Annotated in this window: 15 protein-coding genes; 7 read left to right on the top strand and 8 right to left on the bottom strand. The window is 74.6% G+C overall.

What is annotated here, in order from left to right; genetic code table 11:
• The 4 genes from ACFO4E_RS22970 to rimP all read right to left on the bottom strand — a co-directional run.
• On the bottom strand, nt 1-765 hold a 765-nt coding region (locus ACFO4E_RS22970), incomplete at its 3' end, for a translation initiation factor IF-2 N-terminal domain-containing protein (protein WP_378578117.1).
• Nucleotides 766-982: 217 nt separating this feature from the next.
• Nucleotides 983-1252, bottom strand: coding sequence for a YlxR family protein (locus tag ACFO4E_RS22965; RefSeq protein WP_378578115.1), 270 nt, complete (start codon nt 1250-1252; stop codon nt 983-985).
• A gap of 29 nt (nt 1253-1281) precedes the next feature.
• On the bottom strand, nt 1282-2331 hold the full coding sequence (gene nusA, locus ACFO4E_RS22960; protein WP_378578121.1) for a transcription termination factor NusA: 1050 nt from the start codon (nt 2329-2331) through the stop codon (nt 1282-1284).
• A 24-nt stretch (nt 2332-2355) separates the two neighbouring features.
• Nucleotides 2356-2838: a ribosome maturation factor RimP gene (rimP, locus tag ACFO4E_RS22955; protein WP_378578113.1), complete on the bottom strand. Its 483-nt coding sequence runs from the start codon at nt 2836-2838 to the stop codon at nt 2356-2358.
• A 529-nt stretch (nt 2839-3367) separates the two neighbouring features.
• Between rimP and ACFO4E_RS22950 the strand changes: the two genes are divergently transcribed.
• Entirely contained in the window at nt 3368-3871 is a 504-nt protein-coding gene (locus ACFO4E_RS22950; protein ID WP_378578111.1) for a hypothetical protein, read from the top strand.
• A complete protein-coding gene (locus ACFO4E_RS22945) occupies nt 3868-4332 on the top strand; it encodes a ferritin-like domain-containing protein (RefSeq protein WP_378578109.1) in 465 nt (154 codons plus the stop codon). The genes ACFO4E_RS22950 and ACFO4E_RS22945 overlap by 4 nt, the downstream gene beginning before the upstream one ends.
• A 37-nt stretch (nt 4333-4369) precedes the next feature.
• On the opposite strand, the gene ACFO4E_RS22940 is transcribed toward ACFO4E_RS22945, so the two are convergent.
• On the bottom strand, nt 4370-6121 hold the full coding sequence (locus ACFO4E_RS22940) for a proline--tRNA ligase (RefSeq protein ID WP_378578107.1): 1752 nt from the start codon (nt 6119-6121) through the stop codon (nt 4370-4372).
• Nucleotides 6122-6191: 70 nt separating this feature from the next.
• On the bottom strand, nt 6192-7088 hold the full coding sequence (locus ACFO4E_RS22935; protein WP_378578105.1) for a LysR family transcriptional regulator: 897 nt from the start codon (nt 7086-7088) through the stop codon (nt 6192-6194).
• A 181-nt stretch (nt 7089-7269) separates the two neighbouring features.
• On the opposite strand from ACFO4E_RS22935, the gene ACFO4E_RS22930 reads away from it, so the two are divergent.
• From ACFO4E_RS22930 to ACFO4E_RS22915, 4 genes are all read left to right on the top strand, one after another.
• Nucleotides 7270-8100 (top strand): aldo/keto reductase, encoded by an 831-nt coding sequence (locus ACFO4E_RS22930; RefSeq protein ID WP_378578103.1) that lies wholly within the window; start codon nt 7270-7272, stop codon nt 8098-8100.
• 497 nt (nt 8101-8597) lie between these two features.
• Complete coding sequence (locus ACFO4E_RS22925) at nt 8598-9668, top strand: LLM class flavin-dependent oxidoreductase (protein ID WP_378578101.1); 1071 nt, start codon at nt 8598-8600, stop codon at nt 9666-9668.
• Nucleotides 9669-9936: 268 nt separating this feature from the next.
• Nucleotides 9937-11064 (top strand): acyl-CoA synthetase family protein, encoded by a 1128-nt coding sequence (locus ACFO4E_RS22920; RefSeq protein ID WP_378578099.1) that lies wholly within the window; start codon nt 9937-9939, stop codon nt 11062-11064.
• 582 nt (nt 11065-11646) lie between these two features.
• Complete coding sequence (locus ACFO4E_RS22915; RefSeq protein ID WP_465263139.1) at nt 11647-13437, top strand: AMP-binding protein; 1791 nt, start codon at nt 11647-11649, stop codon at nt 13435-13437.
• Nucleotides 13438-13451: 14 nt separating this feature from the next.
• Here the strand turns inward: ACFO4E_RS22915 and ACFO4E_RS22910 are convergent, their stop codons facing one another.
• Complete coding sequence (locus ACFO4E_RS22910; protein WP_378578097.1) at nt 13452-13838, bottom strand: Zn-ribbon domain-containing OB-fold protein; 387 nt, start codon at nt 13836-13838, stop codon at nt 13452-13454.
• 86 nt (nt 13839-13924) lie between these two features.
• Complete coding sequence (locus ACFO4E_RS22905; RefSeq protein ID WP_378578094.1) at nt 13925-15145, bottom strand: thiolase C-terminal domain-containing protein; 1221 nt, start codon at nt 15143-15145, stop codon at nt 13925-13927.
• Between the two features lie 471 nt (nt 15146-15616).
• On the opposite strand from ACFO4E_RS22905, the gene ACFO4E_RS22900 reads away from it, so the two are divergent.
• Entirely contained in the window at nt 15617-16198 is a 582-nt protein-coding gene (locus tag ACFO4E_RS22900; RefSeq protein WP_465263140.1) for a flavin reductase family protein, read from the top strand.
• Nucleotides 16199-16280 lie beyond the last annotated feature (82 nt).

Raw genomic sequence — 16280 nt, 5'->3', positions numbered from 1 at the left:
GCGCTCAGCGCCGCCCGGGCGCGGGGCGCCGGCGCCGGCGCCGGCGCCGGCGCCCTGCGGACCGGGCCGGGGCCCGGGGCGCGGGGCGGGCTTGGCACCCATGCCGGTGGCCGTGGACGCGAACGGGTTGTTGCCCGGCCGCGGACCGGCCGGACGCGGACCCGGACGGGGGCTCTTGCCGCCTTCGGGGCGGCCGGAACCGCGCTCGGGGCGCTCGCCGCGGTCGGGACGCGGACCGCGCTCCCCGCGGTCGGGACGCTCCGCACGCTCGCCGCGGTCAGGGCGCTCCGCGCGCTCCGGACGCTCGGTACGCTCCGGACGCTCAGGGCGCTCGGCACGCTCCGCGCGCTCAGGACGCTCGACGCGCTCCGGGCGGCCGCCCGCTGCGGGACGCTCGCCACCGGGCTTGGGGCCGGCGGGACGCGGGCCGGGCTTGGGGCCCGGCTTGGGAACACTTGTGGGGGCACCGGCCGCGGGGGAACCGCTGGTCGGCGCGCTGGGACGCGCACCGGGCTTGGGACCCGGGCGCGGGACCGCCGGGCGGGGACCCGCGGTGTCGGCGGCTCCACCCCCAGGGCGCGGCTTGCCGCTCTTCTTGTCGGCGGAGCCGTTGTTGAATGCTTCCTTGAGTCGGCGGACGACGGGAGCCTCTATCGTCGACGAGGCGGACCGCACAAATTCGCCCATTTCAGTGAGCTTGGCCAGAACGGCCTTGCTCTCTACTCCGAACTCCTTCGCGAGCTCGTATACCCGGACCTTCGCCACTGCTCTCCTCTACCTGGTCCGGGACATGGGCTTGTGCCGGACCGTCGTTAGCTTGACGTACTCATCGCTGCGTACTCATCGAGCGCTCATCGCAATCTCGACCCGCTTCCTCGTAGTTACACAACAATGGGCCGACCATGTACGGACATCCCGACATGGCAAGACCCGCCGAACACGTGGTCGTTACAACCATGCGATCGGCGTGATCATTCCAACCCTATCCGGATCGGCGAGCGCCTCCAACGCGCGGAGGCGCATCGAGGTAGGCGGCGACACGCGAGGTGTCGAGACCTCCCGCGGTCCTGAAGGCCCGCGGCCACACTCTCCGGCGCTCCGCAGACTCCCAGCATCGGGGGTCGGCATGGAGGTAGGCTCCCCGCCCCGGACGGCGCCGCGCGGGGTCCGGTTCGACCATGCCGGAACCGGCCACCAGCCGCACCAATTCGGATTGAGCTGCCCGCGACCGGCAGCCCACACACGTACGCATAGGGATATGACCGGCCACGTGTACCCAGTCTAGCGCGTCGGGGCGTCGGCCTGGCCGCTGGGAGTGCCGTTGTCGGCGCCCTCGTCGGATCCGGCGTCGGTCTCCGGAGCGCCCGCGGCTTCGGGGGTCTCGGCGTCGGAGCGGATGTCGATCCGCCACCCGGTGAGCCGCGCGGCGAGCCGGGCGTTCTGCCCCTCCTTCCCGATCGCCAGCGACTGCTGGTAGTCGGGAACGGTGACCCGCGCGACCTTTGCGGCGGCGTCGAGCACCTCGACCCGGGTGACCCGGGCCGGCGACAGTGCGTTGCCAACGAAGACGGCGGCGTCGTCGGAGTGGTCGACGATGTCGATCTTCTCGCCGTTCAGCTCGGCCATCACGTTGCGCACCCGGCTGCCGAGCGGACCGATGCAGGCCCCCTTGGCGTTGACGCCGGACTTGTTGGACCGGACCGCCATCTTGGTGCGGTGGCCGGCCTCCCGCGCGATCGCCGCGATCTCGACGGTGCCGTCGGCGATCTCGGGGACCTCCAGCTCGAAGAGCTTGCGCACGAGGTTGGGGTGGGTGCGCGACAGCGTGACCGACGGCCCGCGGTGCCCCTTGCGCACCTGGACGACGTAGGCGCGCAGCCGCTCGCCGTGCTCGTAGGGTTCCCCGGGCACCTGCTCCTGCGGGGGCAGGATGGCCTCGATCTTGCCGAGGTCGACCAGCACGTTGCGGGGGTCCTTCCCCTGCTGGATGATCCCCGAGACGATCTCGTACTCGCGCCCGGCGAACTCGCCGAGGGTCAACTCGTCCTCGGCGTCGCGCAGCCGCTGGAGGATGACCTGCTTGGCGGTCGAGGTGGCGATCCGGCCGAACCCGGAGGGCGTGGCGTCGTACTCGCCGACCACGCGCCCTTCGTCGTCGGTCTCGGCGGCGAACACCGTGACGTGCCCGGTCGCGCGGTCCAGTTCGACGCGCGCTGAGGTCTCGGTGCCCTCCTGCCTGTTGTAGGCGATCAGCAGGGCGTCCTCGATCGCCTTGACGACGAGGTCCACCGAGATGTCCTTCTCGCGCTCCAGACTGCGCAGGACACTCATATCGATATCCACGGGGCTCCCCCTCTAGTCCGCCGCGTCGACGTCGGCGTCGCGGCGGAATTCCACCTGCACCTTGCCGCGCCCCAGGTCGGAGTATTCGTATACACGATCCTGACCGTCGACCTCCAGGGTGACCCCTGATTCGCCGGCGTCCTTCACCCGCCCCTCGACCTCGTCACCGCCCGCCAGACGGGCCTGCACCAGGCGCCCGCGCGACCGCCGCCAGTGCCGCGGCAGGGTCAGCGGCCGGTCGACACCGGGCGAGGTCACTTCCAGCACATAGGGGGCCTTTCCCATGGCGTCGGTGGAGTCGAGGGCCGCGGAGATCTCCTGGCTGATCGTGCCGACGGTGTCGAGGTCGACGCCGCTGTCGGAGTCGACCACCACCCGCAGCAGCCGTCGCCTGCCCGCCGGGGTGACCTCGATGCCCTCCAGGTCCAGCCCGGCTTCGGCGAGCACCGGCCCCAGAATTTCGGCGAGACGGTCGTGGCGAGCCTGCGCGCCCATCGGTGATCCTCCTCGGCGGACGCCGCCCGGTTCCGCGGTCGTGATGCGGGGGCGGTCCGGCTGTGCACATTCGTCGTCCGCGCGTCAGGGTGACGGCGGTACGCGCTCAAGGGTATCCACAGTCCGCGGTTGCCCATGCCGCAGCGCGCGGCCCCGGGGTGCGGGGCGTGCTCCCCGCTCGCTTCCCAGGTCACGCTCCCCTCCTCCCTCCGCTCCAACGGCCCCGCAGACAGGGGCCTCCGGCCCAGGGCGGCGCCGCCTCCGCTCGCTCGTCGGCTCGCCGTGACGATCCCAGGTCACGCTCCCCTCCTCCCTCCGCTCTCTCCCCTCTCCGCTCCAACGGCCCCCGCGGACGGGGGCCTTCGGCCCCGCGACCCGCCGCGGCCGCATGGACGCAAAATGCGCTCGTCATGAAAGGATGGGGTTTCGTGCCGCATGTCCGGCCGCAGTCGGCCGCCGGCACGGTCGCGCGTCACCGGCTGTTCGGGGCGTCCCCCTCGTTTCTGCGGAGAATGATGAGGAGACAGGCGTGGGCCACGACCACGGCGCCGTCAGCCGCCGTACCGTCGTCGTCGGTGTGATCGCGGGCCTCGCGGCCGCGGGACTCAGCGGGTGCCAGGGCCACTGGTACCCCAGCGAGATCGGCCCCGACGAGTATGTGCTGCGCGGGGTGATCACCGAGAAGACCCGGATGATCGCCCGCTACGAGGCCACCATCGCCGCGGGGGACGGGCCGGCCGACCTGCTGGAGCGGTTGCTCGCCGACCACCGCGCCCACCTCGACGCCCTGCGGGCGCGGATGCCCGACCACGGGGGCCAGGAGCCGCAGGAGCCGGAGTACTCGCCCGCCCCCAGCCCCGAGCCGGTGCCCGATGCGTCGGTGTCGGTGGCGGGGCTGCGGGTCGCCGAGCAGAGCGCGGCCGGCTCCCGCATCCTGCAAACGGCCCGGATCGGCGAATCCGGCCTGGCCCAGCTGATCGCGTCGGTCGGCGCGTGCGAAGCGGGCCACGTCCACCAGCTCGCGGAGGCATGATGGGGTCCACGTCCGAGCGGTTGCCCGACACCGACGCGCTCCAAGAGGCGCTGCGGGCCGAGCACGCGGCGGTGTACGGCTACGGCTACATCGGCGCGCATTCGGCCGGCGCCGGGCGCGAGCGGTCCTACATCAGCCTGGACGCCCACCGGGCACAGCGCGACACGCTCCGCGACGAGCTGGTCGAGCGCGGTGCCACGCCCGTCGCCGGCGCCGGCGCCTACGAGCTGCCCGGCAACGACGACGCCGAGCTGAGCGCGTACGCCGCCCGCCTGGAGGAGCAGGCCGAGCAGACCTACCTCCAGCTGGCCGCCTCGTCCGACCCGTGGCTGCGCGACCTCGCGGCGCGCTCGCTCCAGGAGAGCGTGGTGCGCCGGCTGGGCTGGGGCGGGTCGTCCGCGGTGTTCCCGGGGTTCCCCGGCGGCGAGGTGCCGCAGGCGGGGAAGGCCGAGACCGACTGACCGTCCCGGCGGCCGGCCGCCGGGACGGATACCCGGATCACGCGCCCCGGACGACGCCCGCCACGTGGTCGGCCGCGGAGTCGATCGGGATCTCGGAGCGCTCGCCGCTCGCGCGGTCGCGGAACTCCACCACGCCTTGGGCCAGGCCCTTGCCGACGATGAGGCCCGTGGGGATGCCGAGCAGTTCGGCGTCGGTGAACTTGACCCCAGGGGAGACGCCCTTGCGGTCGTCGACCAGGACCCGCAGGCCGCGCTCCGCCAGCTCTTCGGCGATGCGCAGGGCGACCTCGATCTGCTCGCCCTTTCCGGTGCCGACGACGTGCACGTCGGCGGGCGCGACCTCGCGCGGCCAGACGACGCCCTTGTCGTCGTGGGACTGCTCGACGATGGCGGCGACCAGGCGCGAGACGCCGATGCCGTAGGAGCCCATGGTGATGCGCTTGGGCTTGCCGTCGGGGCCCAGCGCGTCGAGGCCGAAGACGTCGGCGTACTTGCGGCCGAGCTGGAAGATGTGGCCGATCTCGATGCCGCGCGCGGTGTAGAGGGTGCCCTGGCCGTCAGGCGAGGGGTCGCCCTCGCGGACCTCGGCGGCCTCGATGGTGCCGTCTGGGGTGAAGTCGCGGCCGGCGACGAGGTCGACCACGTGGTGGTCGGCCTGGTCGGCGCCGGTCACCCAGCGCGTGCCGTCGACGACGCGGGGGTCGACCAGGTAGCGCAGCTTGTTCTGGAGCAGGGCGTTGGGACCGACGTAGCCCTTCACGAGGAACGGGTGGGCGGCGAAGTCGGCGTCGTCGAGCAGTTCGACCTCGCTGGGCTGGAGGGCGGCCTCCAGCCGCTTGAGGTCGACCTCGCGGTCGCCGGGCACGCCGATGCCCATGACCTCCCACTCGGCCTCGCCCGGGGCGCGGGTCTTGACCAACACGTTCTTCAGGGTGTCGGCCGCGGTGAAGGTGCGGCCGAGCCCGGCGGCGTTGAAGTGGTCGACCAGGGTGGCGATGGTGGGGGTCGCGGGGGTGTGGTGCACCTGGGCGGCGGGCAGGCCGTCGAGGGGCGGCGCGGGCGGGGCCGGGGTCCGGACGGCCTCGACGTTGGCGGCGTAGTCGGACCCGGTGCTGCGGACGAAGGTGTCCTCGCCGGTGGGGGTCTCGGCGAGGAACTCCTCCGACGCCGACCCGCCCATGGCGCCCGACATCGCCGCGACGATCACGTAGTTCAGGCCCAGGCGGTCGAAGATCCGGGTGTAGGCCTCGCGGTGCAGGTCGTAGGACCGCTGGAGGCCGTCGTCGTCGATGTCGAAGGAGTAGGAGTCCTTCATGTGGAACTCGCGGCCGCGCAGCACGCCGGCGCGGGGACGGGCTTCGTCGCGGAACTTCTCCTGGATCTGGTAGAGGATCGCGGGGAAGTCCTTGTAGGAGGAGTATTCGCCCTTGACCAGGAGGGTGAAGAGCTCTTCGTGCGTGGGGCCCAGGGCGTAGTCGGCGCCCTTGCGGTCGACGAGGCGGAAAAGGCTGTCGCCGTACTCGGTCCACCGGCCGCTGGCTTCGTAGTATTCGCGGGGCAACAGGGCCGGGAGCAGGACCTCCTGGCCGCCGATGCGGTTCATCTCGTCGCGCACGACCGCGGCCACGTTGTCCAGGACGATCTTGCCGAGGGGCAGCCAGGTGTACACGCCGGGGGCCGCGCGGCGCACGAACCCGCCGCGCATCAGCAGCCGGTGGCTCGGCACCTCGGCGTCCGCCGGGTCCTCGCGCAGGGTGCGCAGGAACAGGGTCGACATCCGCAGCAGCACGGCCACTCCTCGGTACGTCCGGGATCGGGGGCGAATCGGAGGCGATTCGCGCTTCGAGAGGGATTCCAGGCTAGCGGCCCTGTGGGGTGCTCGCAGCGGCCACGCGGTCGGCGACCATGCCCAGCAGGGCGCGGGCCGCGGTCCCGGTGCCGGCGGCCGACGTGACGGCGGTGGTGCGCCACGGCTCGGCGTCGGCGATGGGCACGAACGCGGCGTCGCCGGTCTTGGAGCGGAAGTGCTCGGGCACGATGGCCACGCCGAGCCCGTAGGCCACCAGTTCGAGCAGCGTGTGCACGTCGTTGACCTCCAATTCGACCCTGCGCTCGACACCGTGGGCGGCCAGCATCCGGTCGGCGGCGCCCCGGGTGCCCCAGGAGTCGGCGAAGTCGACGAAGGGGGATCCGGCGAGGTCGGCGAGGCGCACCTCCGAACGGTCCGCGAGGGGGTGGGCGCGCCCGCAGGCCAGGACCATGGGCTCGGACCCGAGGGGGGTCAGGTGCAGGCCCTCGGCGCCGCGGCCGTCGTCGGCGGTGAAGGCGAGGTCGAGGGCGCCCTGGCGGACGCCGTCGAGCAGCGCACCGGTGCCGTCCTGCTGGAGCCGGATCTCCACACCGGGGTGGCGGGCCCGGAAGTCGGCGAGGACGCGCGGCACGTCGAGCCCGGCCAGGCACTGGAGCGTGCCCACGCGCAGGGTGCCGCGCAGCAGGCCGCGGACGGCGGCGACGACGTCGCGGGCGTCCTCGGCCTTGGCGAGTGCCTGCCGGGCCTCGGGGAGCAGCGCGTGGCCGGCGTCGGTCAGCTCGACGCGGCGGGTGCTGCGGACGAACAGGGGCGCGCCGAGCTCGCGCTCCAGGGAGCGGATGGACGCGGAGAGGCCCGACTGGGCGACGAGCATGCGCCGCGCCGCCCGGGTGAAATGGCGTTCCTCCGCCACGGCGACGAAGTACTGTAGCTGCCGCAGTTCCACATTGATCACCTATAGCGAACGCCGCGATCGTTTTCTTCTGTTGGACAGCTTAAGCTCCCGCGGCCAGGCTGGTGACACGCCGCGCACGGCGCGGGACCACTCGTGCCGCGAGCGGGCTTTCGCATCCGTTCAACTGGGGAGACACCTGCATATGCAGACGCGAACCATCGGTGACCGGTCCGTGAGTGCGATCGGACTGGGGGCCATGCCCATGTCCGTCGAGGGCCGCCCCGACCGTGAGCGCTCCATCGCGACCGTCCACGCCGCGCTCGACGCGGGGGTCACGCTGATCGACACCGCGGACGCCTACCACCTGGGCCCCGAGGACATCGGGCACAACGAGTCGCTGATCGCGGACGCGCTGGCGGCGCGCGGCGCCGACGCCGCGGACGTGCTGATCGCGACCAAGGGCGGGCACCTGCGCCCGGGGGGCGGGGTGTGGACGCTCGACGGCCGCCCGGAGCACCTTCGTGCGGCCTGCGAGGAGTCGCTGCGCCGGCTGGGCGTGGAGTCGATCGGCCTCTACCAGTTCCACCGGCCCGACCCCGAGGTCCCGTACGAGGAGTCGGTGGGCGCGCTGGCCGTGCTGCTGGACGAGGGCAAGATCCAGGCGGCGGGGATCTCCAACGCCGACCCGGCGCAGATCCGGCTGGCCCGCGAGATCCTGGGCGGTCGCCTGGCCTCGGTGCAGAACCAGTTCTCGCCGGGGTTCCGGTCCAGCGAGGCCGAGCTGGAGCTGTGCGGCGAGCTGGACATCGCCTTCCTTCCGTGGAGCCCGCTGGGCGGGATCTCGGGCGCGTCCGCGCTGGCCGACCGCCACGCGGCGTTCGCCGAGGTGGCGAAGGCCCACGGGGTGAGCCCGCAGCAGGTGTGCCTGGCCTGGATGCTGGCGAAGGGCCCGCACGTGGTCCCGATCCCGGGCTCGTCCCGCCCGGAGACCATCCGCGACAGCGCCGCGGCGGTCACCCTGGAACTGTCCCCGGAGGAGCTCGACCGCCTCGACGCCCAGTAGAGCCCGACCCGAACCCGATCCCGACCGGCCGGACCCGCGGGGGTGCCGGCCGGTCGGGTTCGGGTTCGGGCCGACCGTCCACCTGCTGTCCACCGAGCCGTTCGGCCCCCTCCACCGCATCGACCACCCGCACCACAGCGCCCCCACCGGCCATCGACTCGCCCCCCGACGGTCGCCACCGAGAGCGGGCTCGGGCCGCTCCAGCCGGAACAGCGGCACCCCCGCACGCCGTCGTCAGCCGAGGACCCCGACCGTTCCCGTGTCCGCCGGTCCCGCACGGCGGCGAGCGCCCCCTCCATCCCACCGGCCACCCGCAGCACAGCGTCACCACCCGGCGCTCCCCACGGGGACGCGGACGGGAGCGCCCCTCACGGCCCGCCGCTGTCGTCGGCGTCGCGCATCCGCAACGGGTGCTGGTTGTCGGTCCGTCGTGCCGCTGTTACGCTACCAAGCGAACGCTTGGTTGTTATCACTGGGCACGAGACTTCGGAGGCGCGATGCCGTCGCTACGGGTCGGCCTGGGTTACGAGGTGGAGGTGCGCGGGCGCACCCGTGAGGTCGAGCAGCGCGCGTTCTCCGACGTCCTGGCCCAGGTGGAGCTGGCGGACGAGTTGGGGTACGAGGCCGCCTGGTTCGTCGAGCACCACTTCACCCGCGGCTTCTCGCACTCCTCGGCCCCCGATCTGATCCTCGCCGCACTGGCGCGGACCACCCGGCGCATCCGGCTGGGACTGGGCGTGGTGCTCCTCCCCTTCCAGCCCCCCGTTCGCACCGCCGAGCGCGTCGCGACCCTGGACGTGCTCTCCGGCGGCCGGGTCGAGTTCGGCACCGGGCGCGGCGCCTCGCCCCTGGAGTACCAGGCGTTCCAGCGGCCCTTCGAGCACTCGCGCCGGATCTGGGAGGACTCGCTCGACGCGGTCCTGGAGATCTGGCGCGCCGACGGCGCCCCGGTCAGCATCGACAACGAGTACTTCAGCGTGCCCGGCGTCGGCGTGTACCCGCGCCCGGTCCAAGACCCGCATCCACCCGTGTGGGTCGCGTCGACCAGCCGCGCCGGCTACCTCGCGGCGGCGCGGCGCGGCTGGAACCTGCTCGGCATGACGATGCTCAAAGGGCTGGACGACGTCGCCGACGACATCGCCGCCTACCGCGAGACCCTGGCCGCGTCCGGATACGATCCGGCCGCGCGCCGGGTGGCGCTGATGATCCCGTGGCACGTGGCCGCCACCCGCGCGGCGGCCGTCGAGACGGCGGCCGACGCCGTGCTCTGGTACATCCGCCGCCAGGTCAACCTGGTCACCCCGCCCGGCTACTACGACGCCCGGCACGCCACCCACCGCGTCCTGGGCCAGCTCGCCGCGGGCATGCCCCCCGAGGAGGCCCTGGACACCCTCTGCCGGCACCGAATGGTCGTCCTCGACGACCCGGAGGGCTCCCGCAAGGCCATGGAGGCCGTCGAGGCCGCCGGCGCCACCGACCTCCTCCTCCAAGCCCAGGTGGGCGGCCTGGCCCACCACCACGTGTGCGACTCGCTCCGCCTGTTCCGCGACGAGGTGATGCCGCTATGACCTGGAGTCCGCCGGGTGACCGGCCCGTTGACCGCCGGCCGGATCGCCGGGGGCGGTACCCGCGCGGTTTCCGGACAGGTGAAAGCCATCGGTGGTCCGCGTCGACCGTTGTGGCCGCCGGTGGGCCGGACGGCCGGCGCCTGGTGGGCCCGGGCCCCAGTGGGGGCGTCGCCCGGCCCGTGGCACGGCCGGATACCCCCGTTCGCCACCCGGCCGACCGGAGCGCCGCCACGGCCCGCGCCCGGACCGGTCGGAAGGGAGGTGGCGCGTGAGCTCCACCCCTTCGGCCCCGTCCGGGACACCGTGGCTGCGCTGTGACGCCGACGGCGGCCCCGTTCCCCCTGGCGCGGCATCCGGCCCCGGGCTGGTGCTCGTCCCCGCCGGGTCAGGGCCGTCGGCCGTGCTCACCCAGCGGGACCGGGCGGCGGGGGTCGCGCTGGGGGCCGCGACACTGTCCGGGGCGGGCATCGGCACCGGCGACACCGTGGTCGTGGCGCTCAACGACGACGGCACGCCGACCGGCGGCCTCTTGGCCGAGGCCGCCGTGGCAGCGGGCGCCGCGGCGGCCTCGGTCGGCGCGCGCGGGCGCGTTCGGCTGTTCCGCACCTTGGAGGCGGTCGGCGCGACCGCGCTGGCCATCACCCCCACCGGCGCCATGGACCTCCTGGCCCGGCTGCACCTGGAGTTCCTCGCCGACCCGCTGGACCTGGGGCTGCGGCGGCTGCTGCTCGTCGGGGAGATCACCGGCGAGCCCACGCGGCGCCACCTCGCCGCCGAGTTCGGCGCCCAGGTCACGGAGCTCTTCGTCGACCCGCTGCTGCACGTGGCCGTCGCGCACCGGGGCCCGGCGGACCCCGGCTTCACCCCGGCCGAGCCGGGGCTGATCGGCCTCGCGGCACTCGCCGGGGACACGCTGTTGGACACCCCCTATCCGGCGGGTGCGGCGGAGATCGTCACCTCGCCCACATGGCACGCCGGCCTGGCGGGTGCCACCGTGCGCACGGGCCTGGTGGCCGTGGCGGGGGAAGGTGCGGTGGCCGTCCCCTCCCCCGCCCACACCGTCGGCGACCACGTGCTGGTCCGCGGACGCCGGCTCGCCCTACCGGGGGTGGAGCGCGCACTCGCCTCGATCGACGGGATCGGCCACTGGGACCTGTGGCTCCGCCGGGCGGGCACGCTGGACACCGCCACGCTCCGGGTGACGTTCACCCGCCCCTCCCTGGTGGCGGATCCCATGTGGCGCTCCCGGATCGAGCAGGGCCTGAAGGCCGCCGCCCCTGTCCGCATCGACGTCGAGGTGGCGGAGCAGTCCGACACCGAGCGCCGCCCCGCAACCGTCACCGACGATCGCGGCCACCACCTCGGCCGCGACCGCACCACGGCCCGGCCGCCCTGACCTCGTGTCCCTGCGGCCTGGTCACACCGTCGCCACGACCATCCCCGCGCCCGGGGCGGACCGGCCGCCAGCTCCCCGACCCGCGGGATCCCCGCGCGGGCGGCTCCACGCCACACCCGCCATCCCGCCCCCCGACCCCCGCCCCGCCACCGCCCCCGCACTCCCCGCCGCCCGGACCGGCCCGGCCCGAGCCCTGCCGACGCCTTCCCCGCGACCCGACGCCACACCCACCGCCCCCTCACCGAGCCCCGAACCCACCGCCCCTCTCCTCGCCCACAGCGTTGGATCCGCGACCGCTCCCCTGCCACGGCCACGGCCACGGCCGCCCACGGTCTGCCGCCGGCCCACCACCTCCTATGGCGGACACGGCCGAACCCGGACTCCCCACCCGCCGACCCCACGTCCACCATCGGCCCGCCCTCTCCACCGGCGCCGACCGCCCCGATCCGCTGTCCGCTGACCGCGCTGGCGCGCCACACGCGGCGTCCGCCGCGTGCCCCTCCTGTTCGGTCGCATTCGGCAGGGCCGGGCCGAAGCCGGTCTGCCTCGGGGCGGCACCCCAGGAAGGAGTGAACCGGTCCCATGCCCCCGGATCCCGTGCCCCCCGCGTCCCATGACACCCCGGGCCGCTCCGATACCGCCGGAGGGGACGTCTTCTCACCGGTCCCCGACGGGTGGACGTCACTGCCGCGGATGCTGCGGGCCCAGGCCCGCGCGCGCCCCGATGCCGTGGTGGTGGCCGACGCCGACGCCCGCCTCGGCCTCGCCGCGCTCGCCGGGGAAGCGCAGCGGGTGGCCCGTGCGCTGATCGCGGCCGGGTTGCGGCCGGGCGACCGCGTGGCGCTGCTGGGCCCCAACTCCGCACAGTGGGCGGCGATCGCCTTCGGGGTCTGGGACGCAGGCGCCGTCCTGGTCCCGCTGTCCAGCCGGTTCCGCGGGATCGAGGCCGCCGACCTGCTGCGGCGCACCGGCACGCGCCTGCTCTTCACCACCGAGCACTTCCTCGACACGTCCTTCGTCCGGCTGATCGCCGAGGCCGCGGGCGGCCCCGCGGCGGACGACGGTGCCCCGGCGACAGGCGGCCCATCGGCGGAGGACCCGACGCAGGACGGCCGTCCCTTCCCCGGTCTCCCGGAGCTGCACCGCGTGGTGCTGCTCGACGCCGCCCCCGGCGACCCCGCCGCCGCGCTCCCGGGAGTGGCCGCGCTCGCCGCCTTCACGGCGACGGGCGCGGACGTCGCCCCGGCCGACGCGGAGCGGCGCGCACTGGCGGTGAGCGGCGACGACCTCGCCGAAGTCCTCGCGACCTCCGGGACCACCGGCGCCCCCAAAGGGGTCCTGATCCACCACGCCCAGCTGCTGCGCGGCTACTGGGACTGGTCGGCCGTGGTGGGCCTGCGGGAGGGCGACCGCTACCCGGTGATCGCCCCGTTCTCGCACGGGTTCGGGGTCAACGCGGGCCTGCTCGCCGGGGTGATGCGGGCGGCGCTGCTGCTGCCGCAGGCGGTGTTCTCCCCCGAACGGCTGCTGCGCCTGGTCGAACGCGAGCGCGTGACCGTTCTGGCCGGGCCGCCGACGCTGTTCCACGGCCTCCTGGACGGCGCGGACGCCGGGCACGACCTGTCGTCGCTGCGCGTGGGGATCTGCGGCGCGGCATCCGTCCCGCCGGAGCTGATCCGCCGCCTTCTCGGCGCCGGCGGACGCGCGGGCCGCACCGGCGGAGGGCGGGGCGGCCTGGTGCGCCGGATGATCAACGCCTATGGGCTGATCGAGGGCACGGTGGTGTCGATGACCCGGGCGGACGACCCGGTCGACGTGATCGCCGCCACGGCCGGGCGCCCCATGCCGGGGGTCGAGGTGCGCATCGTCGACGAGGCGGGGGCGGTGCTGCCGGCCGGCGAGCGCGGGGAGATCCTGGTCGGCGGGTACGGGGTGATGCGGGGCTACCTGGGCGACCCCGGCGGCACCGGGTCAGCGGTGGACGCCGCGAGTCTGCTGCACACCGGCGACATCGGGGTCCTCGACGCCGCCGGCAATCTCGCGGTCGTGGACCGGAAGAAGGACATGTTCATCGTCGGCGGCTTCAACGCCTACCCGGCCGAGATCGAGGCGCTGCTGCTGCGGCACCCCGGTATCGCGCAGGCCGCGGTGGTGCCGGTGCCCGACCCGCGGCTCGGCGAGGTGGGCTGCGCGTTCGTCGTCGCGCGTGCGGGCCGCCGGGTCTCCCCGAGCGGGCTGACCGCGTGGGCACGGGAGCACATGTCCAACTACAAGGTGCCGCGGCGGGTGGTGGTCGTGGACGCGCTGCCGACAGGGCCGACGGGCAAGACCGACAAGCCGGCGCTGCGGCGCCGGGCGGCAACGGGCGGGTGACCCGGGCGCCGCCTTCAGCGCGGCGCCCAGTCGATCAGGGTCAGGTCCTCGTCGGCGTCGGTGAACACGGCGCGGACCGGCAACCCGGCGCGGAGCACGCCCGGGTCGGCCTCCGCCAGCCCGCCCCAGCACCACAGCCCCGGCGCGTCGTCGAGGCGGACCCGCAGAACGGTGTAGGGCACCAGGCCGGCGAAGCCCGGGTGGACGGCGCGGTGGGTGGTCGTCCAGGAGTCGACCGTTCCGGTGCCCAGGGCGGGCGTCCAGGTCCAGGCGAAGGAGCGGCACCGGGCGCACACCTCGCGGGCCGGGTGGCGGAGGGCCGCGCAGTCGGCGCAGCGCTGGAGGGGGAAGGTGTGCGCGCGCACCGCCCGCCACCAGACGGCGGAGTCGCGGTCGGGCACCGGGCGGGGCCGGCGCGGCTCCGGGGACGGGGACGCGGACGGCGACGCGGCGGGTGTCCGGCCGCGCGGCGGCGGCCCGTTCCCGGTCACCGCGCCGCCGTCAGCAGCAGCGCCGACGTCCCGGCGAGTACGTACCCCGGCTGGCCGGTCGTGAGCGCGACCTCGGCACCGGGGACCTGCCCGTCGCCCGCGGCCCCGCGCAGTTGCAGCACGGCCTCGGTGATGTGGTTGATCCCGTGCACGTAGCCCTCCGAGAGGAATCCCCCGTGGGTGTTGACCGGCAGCCGGCCGCCGGGCCGGGTCGCCCCGGACTCGACGAACGGACCGCCCTCCCCTTTGGCGCAGAAGCCGTAGTCCTCCAGCTGGACCAGGACGGTCCAGGTGAAGCAGTCGTAGAGCTCGGCGACGTCCACGTCCTGCGGGCCCAGGCCGGCCATGGCGAACAGTCGGGGCGCGAGCCGCGCGGCGTAGGAGGTCGCCGTGTCCGCCTGCGCGGACGGTGCTCCGGGGGCACCGGAGGCGTAGGTGGAGTGCCCGCCGCCCCAGGCCGCGCCGGTGATCCGCACGGCGGGGCGGCGGAGGTCGCGTGCGCGTTCGGCCGAGGTGATGACGACCGCGCACGCGCCGTCGGTCTCCAGGCAGCAGTCCAGGAGCCGGAAGGGCTCGCTGATCCAGCGCGCGCCGAGGTAGTCGTCCATGGTGATGGGGGTGCGCTTGAGCGCCCGCGGGTTGCGGGCGGCGTTGGCCCTCTGCTGGATCGCGACACGGCCGAACTGCTCGTACGTCGTGCCGTAGGCGAGCATGTGCGCGCGGGCGAGGAGCGCGTAGTGCTGCACGGGCGCGATCAGGCCGTAGGGGGCCTGGTACTGGAGGTCGAACGCTCCCGCGGGCGCCCGGCCGGCCCCGCCCATGCGGAATTCCGACCGGGCGTTGATGGCGCGGTAGCAGACGACCGTCTCGGCGACGCCGGCGGCGACCGCCATGGCGGCCTGTCCTATGACCGCGTGCGAGACACCGCCGCCGCCGAACTGGTCCAGGTACCAGGCGGGGTCGTCGATGCCGAGCGCGGGGCCCACCACCCACGGCGGGCTGGAGTCGCCGACGCGGTGGGTGGCGACGCCGTCGACGTCGGCCACGCCGAGGCCGGCGTCGTCGAGCGCGGCGAGGATCGCCCGGCAGGCCAGCGTGGTCGTGCTGACGCCGGAGTCGGTGCTGAAGGGCGTGTACCCGATCCCGGCGATGGCGGCGGCGTTCCGCAGCCCTTGGCCGCGGCGGCTGGAGGCGGCACGGGTTCGGTCGCCGTTCACGTCCGCACCCGTTCCGCCGGAAGCCCGCCGCACGGCCCGGCCCGTGGCCGGCCCCGCGCGGTCCCCGCCGGGGCGGCACCGCGGACGGGCGGCTCGGCCGGTCCGCGACCCGGCGTACCAGGCCCGCCGGTGCCGGGGTCGACGGTCGCCCCTGGCGTCCGTCGCGCGTCCCCGAGACGGCGCGGTGCCGTGCCGTCTCGGGGCCGCGCCCGCGTGAGGGGCGGCGTCGTCCACCGGAGCCACCGTTCATCCTCACTGGTGGACACGGACATGGGGACGCCTCCACGTGCTCGGTCGGCACCGGGCGGATGCCGGATGCGGATGCACCACTCATCAGGAGTGGACATCGAGCAAGCGCTTGCTGTCAACTCGAATCAGCCAAGACGAGCCCACACCCGGCGTCGTCCAGGATTCGGGTGTAGAGTACGTAAACCAAGCAAGCGCTTGGCTGACCGAGAGGGGGCGGCGCTCATGTCCAATGGCGACCGCGCCGGAGCACACCACACCGCGATCGCATCGTCGTACACCGGGCGCGCGTCCGCCGGGGCCGACTGCGACATCGACCCGCGCCGGTTCCGCGACCTCCTGGGACGCTTCGCGACCGGCGTCGTGGCCGTCACGGGGTACGACCCCGCCACCGGGCGGCCCGCGGGACTCGCCGCGAACTCGTTCACGTCGGTCTCGCTCGACCCTCCGCTCGTGGGATTCTGCGTCGCCCACACCAGTTCGAGCTGGCCGCTGCTGCGGCGCTCCCCCGGGCTGGCCGTCAGCATCCTCGGCGCCGACCAAGAGCACGTGTGCCGGCGCCTGGCCGCGAAAGGCGGCGACAAGTTCGCCGGGCTGGAGACCGGATGGTCCCCTCTCGGCACCCCGATCGTGGCCGGGGCGCTGGCCTGGCTCGACTGCCGCGTCGAGGCCGAGCACTCCGCGGGCGACCACGCGATCGTCGTCGCCCGCGTGCGCCGCCTGACCCCCGGCGACGCGACCGGGGCCGACCCCGCTCCGCTCGTCTTCTACCGCGGGACCTACGGAGGCTTCCTGCCGCCCGCGTGAACGCGCCGGGCTCCCCCGGCACCCGTCGGCCCCGGCGTCAGCGCCGGCGGCGCCGGCCGCCGCGCGGACCGGTGCGCGCGGA

The organism is Nocardiopsis mangrovi (assembly GCF_042653925.1).
Taxonomy (GTDB): domain Bacteria; phylum Actinomycetota; class Actinomycetes; order Streptosporangiales; family Streptosporangiaceae; genus Nocardiopsis_B; species Nocardiopsis_B mangrovi.
This window is presented reverse-complemented; position numbering and strand designations above follow the sequence as displayed.